This window comes from Bradyrhizobium uaiense, from assembly GCF_010811875.1.
In the GTDB taxonomy this organism is placed as follows: Bacteria; Pseudomonadota; Alphaproteobacteria; order Rhizobiales; family Xanthobacteraceae; genus Bradyrhizobium; species Bradyrhizobium uaiense.
Genome location: NZ_VKHP01000280.1, coordinates 1 through 11,158, shown reverse-complemented (window position 1 = coordinate 11,158; position 11,158 = coordinate 1). Strand labels below are relative to the sequence as shown.

The 11,158-nt window shown below is 65.5% G+C and carries 9 protein-coding genes; all 9 read right to left on the bottom strand.

All coding sequences use genetic code 11. The features are described from left to right. The coding region (locus tag FNJ47_RS40090) for an ABC transporter ATP-binding protein (protein WP_236000365.1) at positions 1-799 on the bottom strand (799 nt) is incomplete at its 3' end. Continuing rightward, on the bottom strand, positions 796-2,340 hold the full coding sequence (gene glpD / locus FNJ47_RS40085) for a glycerol-3-phosphate dehydrogenase (RefSeq protein WP_163161532.1): 1,545 nt from the start codon (positions 2,338-2,340) through the stop codon (positions 796-798). The genes glpD and FNJ47_RS40090, both read right to left, overlap by 4 nt. 321 nt (positions 2,341-2,661) lie before the next feature. Next, positions 2,662-3,492 (bottom strand): DeoR/GlpR family DNA-binding transcription regulator, encoded by an 831-nt coding sequence (locus FNJ47_RS40080; RefSeq protein ID WP_163161530.1) that lies wholly within the window; start codon positions 3,490-3,492, stop codon positions 2,662-2,664. Between the two features lie 126 nt (positions 3,493-3,618). Beyond that, on the bottom strand, positions 3,619-4,335 hold the full coding sequence (locus FNJ47_RS40075; RefSeq protein WP_163161528.1) for an HAD family hydrolase: 717 nt from the start codon (positions 4,333-4,335) through the stop codon (positions 3,619-3,621). An 81-nt stretch (positions 4,336-4,416) separates the two neighbouring features. Beyond that, positions 4,417-4,611: a hypothetical protein gene (locus FNJ47_RS40070; protein WP_163161526.1), complete on the bottom strand. Its 195-nt coding sequence runs from the start codon at positions 4,609-4,611 to the stop codon at positions 4,417-4,419. Positions 4,612-4,774: 163 nt separating this feature from the next. Continuing rightward, positions 4,775-5,227 carry an acyl-CoA thioesterase gene (locus FNJ47_RS40065; RefSeq protein ID WP_165446081.1) on the bottom strand — a complete coding sequence of 151 codons (453 nt, stop codon included), beginning with the start codon at positions 5,225-5,227 and terminating at the stop codon, positions 4,775-4,777. Between the two features lie 11 nt (positions 5,228-5,238). After that, positions 5,239-7,335, bottom strand: a complete 2,097-nt coding sequence (locus FNJ47_RS40060) for a 3-hydroxyacyl-CoA dehydrogenase NAD-binding domain-containing protein (protein ID WP_163161522.1) — start codon at positions 7,333-7,335, stop codon at positions 5,239-5,241. 2 nt (positions 7,336-7,337) lie between these two features. Further along, on the bottom strand, positions 7,338-8,621 hold the full coding sequence (locus FNJ47_RS40055; protein ID WP_163161520.1) for an acetyl-CoA C-acetyltransferase: 1,284 nt from the start codon (positions 8,619-8,621) through the stop codon (positions 7,338-7,340). Then, entirely contained in the window at positions 8,621-10,888 is a 2,268-nt protein-coding gene (locus FNJ47_RS40050; protein WP_163161518.1) for an acyl-CoA dehydrogenase, read from the bottom strand. The genes FNJ47_RS40055 and FNJ47_RS40050 overlap by 1 nt, the downstream gene beginning before the upstream one ends. Between the last annotated feature and the right edge of the window lie 270 nt (positions 10,889-11,158).

The following is an 11,158-nucleotide window of genomic DNA, read 5'->3' as shown; positions in this document are numbered from 1 at the left end:
GGTGTTCTCCGATCCGCCGCTCAATGTCATCGGCATCGAAAAGAAGGCTGACCGGGTGATCTATGCCGGCGGCGAGCAGGCGCCCGCGGCCGGCCTCTACGCCAATCTGCCCGACGCGCAGCGTGTCGGGATGGCGGTAGACCTTCGGCGTCGCGCCGATCTGCAGCGCCTGGCCTTCCCACATGCACACCGTGTCGCCGCCGAGCAGCAGCGCTTCCGACGGTTCGGTGGTGGCGTAGACGAAGATCGCGCCGGAGGCCTCGAAGATGCGCGGCAGCTCGGCGCGCAGCTCCTCGCGCAGCTTGTAGTCGAGGTTGGCGAGCGGCTCGTCGAGCAGCACGAGGTCGGCGCCCTTGACCAGCGCGCGCGCGATTGCGGTGCGCTGCTGCTGGCCGCCGGAGAGCTGCAACGGCGTGCGCTTGAGGTAAGGCTCGAGCCGCAGCAGGGCGGCCGCTTCCGCCACCCGCTTCTCGATCTCGGCCTTCGGCTTGCCCTGCACCCGCAGCGGCGAAGCGATGTTCTCGTAGACCGTCAGCGAGGGATAATTGATGAACTGCTGATAGACCATCGCGACCGAGCGCTGCCGCACGTCGGCGCCGGTGACGTCCTTGCCGTCGACCAGCACCCGGCCGGCGGTCGGCTTGTCGAGGCCGGCGAGCAACCGCATGATCGAGGTCTTGCCGGACAGCGTCGGCCCGAGCAGCACGCTGAGCGTGCCACGCTCCAGCGTCAGCGAGACGTCGCGGATGGTCGGAATGCCATCGACGGCTCGCGTGACATTCTGCAGTGTAACGCTCATGCCCGTCCTCCCGCTTCGCGGAGGGAACGTTCACCGGACACACGGTTGGCGACCATCCACTCGTCGAGCGCGGCGATTTCACCCGCCGTCATCCGCAAGCCCAGCTTGGATCGTCGCCAGACGACATCTTCCGCAGTCCGCGCCCATTCGTTCGCCATCAGGTACCGGACTTCACTCTCCGTCAAGGTGGCGCCGAAGGACCGGCCGAGATCTTCAGCCGATGCTGCATTGCCCAAGACTTTTCTGGCGCGCGTGCCGTAGGCATGCGCGAGACGGTTGGCGTGGGGCTGCGTGAGGAATGGATGGTTGCGAACCAGCTCGGCGCTCAGCGCCGCGACCGCCGACACGTCCATGTCGCCGCCGGGCAGCGGCGCCTTGCCGGTCCAGCCTTCCTGCGCTTTCGCGCCGCGAAGATAGGGCGACAGCCGTTCCAGCGCCTCTTCGGAGAGCCGGCGATAGGTCGTGATCTTGCCGCCATAGATCGACAGCAGCGGCGCTCCGCCGGGCGTATCGAGCTCGAACACATAGTCGCGCGTCGCGGCCTTGGCCTCGCTCGCGCCGTCGTCATAGAGCGGACGCACACCGGAGTAATTCCAGACCACGTCCTCGGGCTTCACTGGCTTCGCCAGATACTCGCTGGCGGAGGCGCAGAGATACTCGATCTCCTCCTGCGTCGCCTTCACCTTGGCCGGATCGCCGTCATAGTCGCGATCGGTGGTGCCGATCAGCGAAAATTCGTCCTGATAGGGAATCACGAAAATGATGCGGCCGTCGGCATTCTGGAAGATGTAGGCGCGGTCGTGGTCGTAGAGCTTCGGCACCACGATGTGCGAGCCCTGCACCAGGCGCACCTTGGCCCGCGCGTTGACGCCGGCGCCGGTGGCCAGCACCTGCTCGACCCACGGACCGCCGGCGTTGACCAGCACGCGCGCCTTGATCGTGTCGCGGGCTCCGGTAGCGCCATCCTCGACCGTGACGTGCCAGACGCCGTCGATCTGCCGCATCTCGACCGCACGGGTGCGGGTGCGGATCTCGGCGCCACGATCGGCGGCGTCGCGCGCAGTCAGCGCAACCAGCCGCGCGTCGTCGACGAAGCAGTCGGAATACTCGAAGCCCTTGGTGTAGCGCCCCGGGATCAGCGGCTTGCCGACCACGTCGCGCGTCAGATCGAGCGAGCGCGTCGCCGGCAGCAGATGCCGGCCGCCGATATGATCGTAGAGGAAGAGACCGAGCCGCAGTAGCCAGGCCGGGCGCAGGCCCGCGTGATGGGGCAAAACGAAACGCAGCGGGCGAATGATGTGGGGCGCGATCTGCCAGAGGATCTCGCGCTCGATCAGCGCCTCGCGCACCAAGCGAAACTCGTAATATTCGAGATATCGCAGACCGCCATGCACGAGCTTGGTCGACCAGGACGACGTTCCGCTGGCCAAGTCATTCATTTCGCAGAGGAAAACAGAGTTACCCCGGCCCGCCGCATCGCGCGCGATGCCGCAGCCATTAACGCCGCCTCCAATGATGGCGAGGTCGTAAATCTGATCCAAAGAACGCTTCCCCCGGCAACCATCTTCGCTTTGACGGTTTTACTTTCGGATTGGAGTAAATCACAACCGAAAACGAAAGCAAAGTGAAAATGGGGAACCTTTATTGGGGATTCTTTGGGCGAGATGACCGTCGCGGGGGCACTCCCTAGCCGTCACCCTGATGAGGTGCGAGCGGAGCGAGCCTCGAAGGGTGCACGGCCCGGCTGGTGGCCGCCGATCCTTCGAGACGCGCGCAAGGGCGCGCTCCTCAGGATGACGGTGAGAGAGCTGCGCGCGCGGATTTGCTGAATCGCCGAGCGATAACAGCGATGCGATACGGAATCACGCGCTGCGCAGCGTCGCCGGTGCCGCGTCTGCGCCGTTGTCGTCGATATCGACTGCCGGCTTGTCCATCGCCACGACGACCTCGATGCCGCGGCTGTGGCAGATATTTGCGAGGCCCGCCGGCAAGGGCGAATCGGTGACGAAGGTCTGGATCTGGCTCATATGGGCGATGCGCACCGGCGCGCTGCGGCGGAGCTTGGTCGCATCCGACACCAGCATCACGTTGCGCGCATTGGCGATGATCGCCTGCGCCACCTGCACCTCGCGATAGTCGAAGTCGAGCAGCGCGCCCTCCTCGTCGATCGCGGATGCGCCGATGATGGCGTAGTCGACCTTGAACTGGCCGATCAGCTGCGTCGCGGTCGAGCCGACCACGGCGCCGTCGGCGCGGCGCACCGTACCCCCGGCCACCACCACCTCGATGCGCGGATGACGGTACAGCAGCATCGCGACGTTGAGGTTGTTGGTGATGACGAGCAGATCCTCGTGCGAGGTCAGCGCGCTCGCGACCTCTTCCGTCGTGGTGCCGATGTTGATGAACAGCGAGCAGCCGTTCGGAATCCGGGCGGCTGCGGCGGCGCCGATCGCCTTCTTCTCCTCGGCAGCGACGAAGCGGCGCGCCTCATAGGCGAGGTTCTCGACACCCGAGGCGATGATCGCGCCGCCATGGATGCGGGTCAGCGACCGCTCGTCGCAGAGATCGTTGAGGTCCTTGCGGATGGTTTGCGCCGACACCTCGAATCGCTTGGCGAGGTCTTCGACCATGACCCGGCCAAAAGCACGCGCGATGTTGAGGATTTCAGTCTGGCGGTGGGAGAGTCCGGCCACGGCGGCCCCCTTGAAACGGCGAGTCGCCTATCGTGCGACCGATCGGCACCGACGTCAACGAGCAAGCATTACCGGGGTTAACTGCGTTGCAGCAAATGCCGAGGCGGTGCGTGCCGGCACGATTCCTCACCACGCCATCGCCGATGCGACCAAGCGGATCAATTCCGGATCGTCGAACGCCCGGGCACTGGCGACGGCGCCGGCCGCGATCAGATCGGCGTGGCTGAGCCCGGTTCGCATCCCGACCGTCGCAATGCCCGCAGCCGTCGCGGACTGAATGCCCGAGCGCGAGTCCTCGAACGCCAGCGAAGCCTGTGCCGACGCGCCCGCGAGGCGCAATCCCTCGAGATAAGGCAAGGGATGCGGCTTGCCGTGCGCCAGTTCATCGCCGATCACCACGGCCTTGAATCGGTGCGCGATGCCCAGTCCCGCGAGCAGCAGTTCGGCGTTCGGGCGCGGCGCATTGGTCACCGCCACCATCGCCACGCCGGCGCGATCGGCCCGCTCGAGCAGCGCCATCAATCCCGGCACCGGCACGATCTGGCCAGAGACCAATTCGCGGAAGATCCGCTCCTTCTCGCCGAGGATACTGGCGCGGCGTTCAGCCGGCTCGTGAGCGAGAAAGCGCTCGCCGATCGACGCATTGGAGAAGCCTTGCAGTTCCCTGCCGAAGCGCGCGTGATCGAAGGTGTGTCCATGAGGGCCGAGCACCTTGTTGAACGCGGCCAGATGCAGCGGATCGGTATCGGCGAGCGTGCCGTCGATATCGAACAGCAGCGCCTTGTTTTGTGTCTGCGACGCCTTGTCCTGTGTCTGCGACGCTTGGCCTCGTGTCTGCGACATCCGAAAAACGTTTCCGTGAGCTCGGATGCATCAATACAGACTATTGCGGTGCACGCAAACGCCGCGCCGCCTGGCTTGCCATCAGGAGGCCAGCTGCAAATCTTGCCCAGTGACAAGCCGTCGCGCGGCGCGCTCGGCCTCGCGTGCGTTGCGGAAGATTTGGCCCTCGAGTGCTTGGAAGCGGTGCGAGGCGGCAAAAAAAGCGTAACCACCGGTATCGCGCACCACGATACCCGCGGTCTGTGAACTCACTTCGATGACATAGCAGTCAGACATAGTCGGCCTCGGTTTGATTCGGCCCGACAACGGTGCCACCGCCTGTTTGTTCCTCGATTTATTTGCGACGTGAAGCGCCGCATTTGCAATCAAGCCGCGCTGCGGTCTCAGTTTCGACGCGTTTTCCTTCGCACCGAATCAGCTGTGTCTGCCGCGAAAAACGTCAGGTCGAAATCGTCGCACCATCGCGCTGAATCGGTTGCGGATGGCCCTGCTCGTCGATCGAGACATAGGTGAAATTGCCGTCGGTGACGAGGATCGATTGCTGCTCGCGGCGGCGCAGCACCCAGGCTTCGAGATGCACCGTGATCGAGGTGCGGCCGACGCGCACGAGGTTGGCGTGGACCGAGACGAGATCGCCGACATAGACGGCCTTGCGGAAATTCATCGCCTCGATCGCGACCGTCACGGTGCGGGACTTCGCAACCTTGCCCGCGAACACGCCGCCGCCGAGATCCATCTGGCTGAGCAGCCAGCCGCCGAAGATATCGCCATTGGCGTTGGTGTCGGCGGGCATCGCCAGCGTGCGGATGCAGAGATCGCCCTGCGGCTCGTTGCCGGTGATCGCCGGCGCGTGAACGTGGGTTTGAGTGTCGGGCGCTTGCGCGTCGGTCATTTGCGCGTCGGTCACTTGAAAGCCTCCCAGCCGGTATCCGGTGCAAATCGACCGCCGAACTTGTGCATCAGCGCTTGCAAGGCCGACACCACATTGTCGACGCCGCGGCTGCGCGCGTAGTTGAGCGGGCCGCCGCGGAACGGGGCATAGCCGGTGCCGAAGATCATCGCGCCGTCGACCATGTCGGCATCGTCGACGATGCCCTCGCGCAGAGCGGCAACGCAGACATTCGAGATCGGCAGCACCAGGCGATCGATCATTTCGTCGCTGACGCGCGGACCGGTTTCCGGCAGCGGCGCCTTCTCCGCCCTGCCGTCCTTCCAGGTGTAGAAGCCCTTGCCGGTCTTGCGGCCGAGCTCGCCCTTGGCGACCTTCTCGCGCAGCCACGCCGGCGTCGGCGGCAGAGTGTCGCCGAATTTCGATCGCAGCATGTCGCCGACATCGAGGCAGATATCGAGGCCGACCTGGTCGGCAAGCTCAATCGGGCCCATCGGCATGCCGAACTCGACAGCGGCCGCGTCGATCAGGCGCTGGTCGGTCTTCTCGTCCAGCATCATCATCGCTTCCAGCATGTAGGGCGTCAGCGCACGGTTGACGAGGAAGCCCGGCGAGCTTTGCACCGGCAGCGGCAGGCGGTCGATGGCGCCGACAAAGGCGAGCGCCTCCTTGAGCATGCCGGCATCGGTGCCGTCATGGCTGACGACCTCGACGAGCTGCAGCCGCGACACCGGATTGAAGAAATGCAGGCCGAGCAGCCGCTCCGGCCGTGCCAGCGTGGTGCGCAGATCCTGCAGCGGAATGCTCGACGTGTTGGTCGCAAGGATCGCGCCCGGCTTCATCTTCGGTTCGAGCGAGGCATAGACCTTCTGCTTCAGCTCGAGCTTTTCCGGCACCGCTTCGATGATCACATCGGCGTTCCGGACGCCCTCGCCGTCCATGTCCGGGATCAGCCGGTCGAGCGCATCGCGCTGGTCGATCTTCTTGCGCATGATCTTGCCGAACAGCTCCGACGCCCGCTTCATCGCGCCCGCGATCGGCTCGGCCTTCATGTCGGCCAGGGTCACCCGCATATCCTGGTTGGCGCACCAGGCCGCGATATCGCCGCCCATCGCACCGGCGCCGATGACATGGACGTGCGCAACCTTGTTGCCGCTGCCGGCCGCCTTCTTCATCTGCTCACGCAGGAAGAACACGCGGATCAAATTCTGCGCGGTTGGCGTCACCATCAGACTGGCGAACGAGGCTTTCTCCGCATTCAGCATCGCCGAACGGTTGCCGGCGTGCTTCTCCCAGAGGTCGATCAGCGCATAGGGCGCCGGGTAGTGCTTGCGCGGCGCCGCCTTCTCTGTCTCGCGGCGCATCCGCGAGGCGAGGAAGCCACGCACCGGCCCGAGATTGAGAAGCTTGTTCAGCGCCCCCGGCTTGGCGCGCTTGAGCCGGCCGAACACCGCATCCTTCACCGCATTGCGGACATGGCGCTCCTGCGTCACGGCATCGACCAGGCCGAGCGACTTGGCGCGGCGCGCGTCGATGGTCTTCCCCGTCAACATCAGCGTCATCGCCTGCATCGGATTGACCAGCTCGGTGAAGCGCACGGTGCCGCCGAGGCCGGGATGCAGGCCGAGCATCACCTCGGGGAAGCCGAACCGTGCATCGTCGATCGCGATCCGCATCTGGCAGGCCAGCGCGACCTCGAGGCCGCCGCCGAGACAGAAGCCGTGGATGACCGCGACCGACGGCACACGCAGCGCCTCGAGCCGGTCGATCACCGCATGGGCGCGGCCGATCTCGGTCTCGACCGCTCGGGGATCGCTGGCGCCGCGAAACGCGTTGACGTCGGCGCCGGCGATGAAACCGCTTCTCTTGGCCGAGCGCACCACGAGGCCGGTCGGCCGCTGGTTCTCCAGCGCCGTGACAACCGCGTCGAGCTCCTCGAGCAGGTCCGCGGACAGCGTGTTGGCGCTGGTGCCGGCGCGGTCGAACAGCAGCCAGGCAATGCCGTCCTCGTCGCGGGTCAGCTTGAAATTCCGGTACGGGCTGTCGGCGCCCGGCTTCGGCCCGAGCTCGAGCACGCGGTCGGCGAGAAGGTCCATGATCCGTGAATCCATGATCACACCATCTCAATCAACATCGCGCCGCCCTGCCCGCCACCGATGCATTCGGTGGCGACGCCGCGCCTGGTGCCGAGCCGCTTCATCGCATTGACCAGATGCAGCACGATGCGGTTGCCGCTGGTGCCGACGGGATGGCCAAGGCTGATCGCACCGCCGTCGACATTCAACTTGGCGCGGTCGATCTCGCCCGCGGCGCCATCGAGACCGAGGATCTCGCGGCAGAATTTCTCGTCTTTCCAGGCGGCGAGGCAGCCCAGCACCTGGGTAGCAAAGGCCTCGTTCAGCTCCCAGGTCTCGACGTCCTGCAAGGTCATGCTGTTGCGCTTGAGCAGCGCGCTCGCCGACAACACCGGACCGAGACCCATGATCGAGGGGTCGAGTGCCGACCACTGGCTATCGAGGATGACAGCCTTCGGCGTCAGCCTGTGCTTTGCCACCGCAGTCTCCGACGCCAGGATCACCCAGGAGGCGCCGTCCGTGATCTGCGAAGAATTGCCGGCGGTGACCTGCCCCCATGGGCGCTCGAACACCGGCTTGAGCTTTGCAAGCGTCTCGGGCGTCGAGTCCGGCCGAACGCCGTCGTCATGGTCGTAGAACTGGCCGTCGCGGGCGAACGCGGTCTCCACCTCGCCCTTGAGGAAACCTTGCTTCTGCGCGTTCGCCAGCCGCTGATGGCTCTCGGCGGCGTAAGCGTCGGATTGCGCGCGCGTGATGCCGAAGAGATGGCCGACCTTCTCGGCGGTCTGCCCCATGTTGAGCTCGGTGATCGGGTCGGTGAGACCACGCTCGAGGCCGATGATCGGCTTGAAATAGCTCGGCCTCACCTTCAGCGCCGCCGCGATCTTGGCCCCTAGTCCCTTGGCGCCGGCAAAGCCGGCAAACCAGCGCACGCCGGAATTGGGCCAGACCAGCGGCGCGTGGCTCAAGGCTTCGGCGCCGCCGGCAAGGATCAGGTCGGAGATGCCCTCGCGGATATAGCGGTAGCCGGTATCGATCGACTGCATGCCGGAGCCGCAATTGATCTGCACTGTGAACGCGACCATCTGCTCGCCCATGCCGAGCCTGAGTGCTGCGACCCGGGCCGGATTCATCTCGTCGGCGATCACATTGACGCAGCCGAGGATAACCTGGTCGAAGGCGGTGGGTGCGAAAGGCTGCCGAGCCAGCAGCGGCCGGCCGCATTGCACGGCGAGATCCACCGGGGTGAACGGGCCGGGACCGGAGCGCGCCTTCAGGAACGGCGTCCGGCTGCCGTCGACGATAAAGACTGGTCGCGCCATCAGCTCGCCGCCCTCTGCTCACCAAGCTCCTGGAAGAACTGATGCACGTCGGCGGTTTTCTTGTAAATCGGGGACAGCGCCTCCGGCGCAAAATCATCAACCTCGATGACCTTGGCGACGGCCTCATGGGCGGCCGCGAGCTTCTCGCCGTCGGCCTCGGTGAGGACGCCTTTCTTCACCGCTTCCTTCCAGTCGTGCAGTCGCGCCGCACGCAACTGCTTGGCGGCGTCCTCGGCCGCGGTGACGAGGCGGAAGGCCTTTTCCAGCCGTGCCACGCCGCCATCGTCCTCGACAAAGGCGAGGTCCGGCGTCAGGCGGTCGCGCGCCGCCGACGGCGACAGCACGAGCTGCGCGCATTGCTGCACGACGCGGTCCGACGGGCCGGTGACGCGCGCGCCGAACGGCTGGATCAGGAATTTCAGCATCCACGCCACCGGACGGTTCGGCAGGCTGGCGAGGATCTCCGCAAAGCGGTTCTCGATGGTCTTGAAGCTCGATGCCATGGACCATTCGAGCGCAGGAAGGTCCTCCTTCTGCCGGCCCTCGTCCTGCCAGCGTTTCAGCACAGCCGAGAGCAGATACAGCTCGGAGAGGATGTCGCCGAAGCGCGCCGAGAGCATCTCCTTGCGCTTCAGCGCGCCGCCGAGCGTCAGCAGCGCCATGTCGGCGCACAGCGCGAATGCCGACGAATAGCGCGAGAGCTGGCGATAGAATTCCGTTGCGTCGCCGGCATCCGGCGCCGGCGCAAACATTCCGCCGGTCCAGCTGCGGCCCCATGCGCGGAACATGGTCGCAAAGCTGTGACCGACATGGTTCCAGAACGCGGTGTCGAAGGCGGTGAGGCCCTTTTCGCGGTCGGTCTCGCTGAGCGCGTTCATCTCCTGCAACAGATAGGGATGCGCGCGGATCGCACCCTGCCCGAACACGATCAGGTTGCGGGTCAGGATGTTGGCGCCCTCGACCGTGATGCCGACCGGGACCGAGCGATAGAGCCCGCCGAGATAGTTCTGCGGCCCGTCGATCACAGCCTTGCCGCCATGGATGTCCATGGCGTCGTCGATCGCGATCCGCATCCGCTCGGTGGCGTGCAGCTTCATGATCCCCGAGATGACGGCGGGGTGACGCCCCTCGTTCAGCGCGGCGCAAGTTAGCCGTCGCGCGGCGTCGAGCAGATAGGCTGTCGCCGCGATGCGCGCCAGCGGCTCCTCGATGCCCTCGAACTTGGAGATGGAAATGCCGAACTGCTCGCGGATGCGGGCATAGGCACCCGTGGTGCGCGCGGCATAGGCGGCCCCCGCGGCCGACAGCGACGGCAGCGAGATGCCGCGGCCGGCCGCGAGCGCCGTCATCAGCATCTTCCAGCCCTGGCCCAAGCGCTCCTGGCCGCCGATGATGTAGTCGAGCGGGATGAAGACGTCCTTGCCCCAGTTCGGGCCGTTCTGGAACACCTGCATCGCCGGCAGATGGCGGTGGCCGATCGAGACGCCGGGCAGATGGGTCGGGATCAGCGCAACGGTGATGCCAAGCTCTTCTTCGTTGCCGACGAGGTGATCGGGATCATAGGCCTTGAAGGCAAGGCCGAGCAGCGTCGCGACCGGCCCCAGCGTGATGTAGCGCTTGTGCCAGTTGAGCTTCAGCCCAAGCACCTCGCGGCCTTCGAAATTACCCTTGCAGATGATGCCGGTGTCGATCATCGAGGCGGCGTCTGAGCCGGCCTCCGGGCTGGTCAGGCCGAAGCAGGGAATGTCCAGGCCGGAGGCCAGCCGCGGCAGCCATTTGTCCTGCTGTTCCTTGGTGCCGAAGCGCATCAGGAGTTCGCCCGGCCCGAGCGAGTTCGGCACCATCACGGTGACGGCCGCGGTCAGCGAGCGCGACGAGATCTTGCGCACCACTTCGGAATGCGCGTAGGGCGAGAAGCCGAGGCCGCCGAATTCCTTGGGGATGATCATGCCGAAGAATTTCTTGGCCTTGATGAAGGCCCAGACCTCGGGCGGCAGATCGCGCCATTCCCAGTTGATCTTCCATTCGTCGAGCATCGCGCAGAGCTCGTCGACCGGACCGTGCAGGAAGGCGTTCTCCTCGTCGGTCAATCTGGCCGGCGCGAACGCCAGCAATTTCGACCAGTCGGGATTGCCGGTGAAGAGATCGGCGTCCCACCAGACGTCGCCGGCTTCCAGCGCTTCGCGCTCGGTGTCCGACATGGTCGGCAGCACGCCACGCGCCCAGGAGAAGATCGGCTTGGTGATGTAATCGCGGCGGAAGCTCATGGTGGGGTCCTCATGGATCGGCGGCGCGGATGCATAATCCTATCGGAAAGTGCCGGTCCCCGGTGAACACTTCGCTGTTCAAATAAAGCGAAATTGACGCGGCCCAGCCGCCGTTTGTTAACGGCAGGCCGCGCGTTCAGTTCCGAAAGCTGAGGTGCGACAATCAGGTAGCGGGGACCGGCCCTTTCCGATAGGATTATGCATCCGCGCCGCCGATCCATGAGGACCCCACCATGAGCTTCCGCCGCGATTACATCACCAAGCCGATCT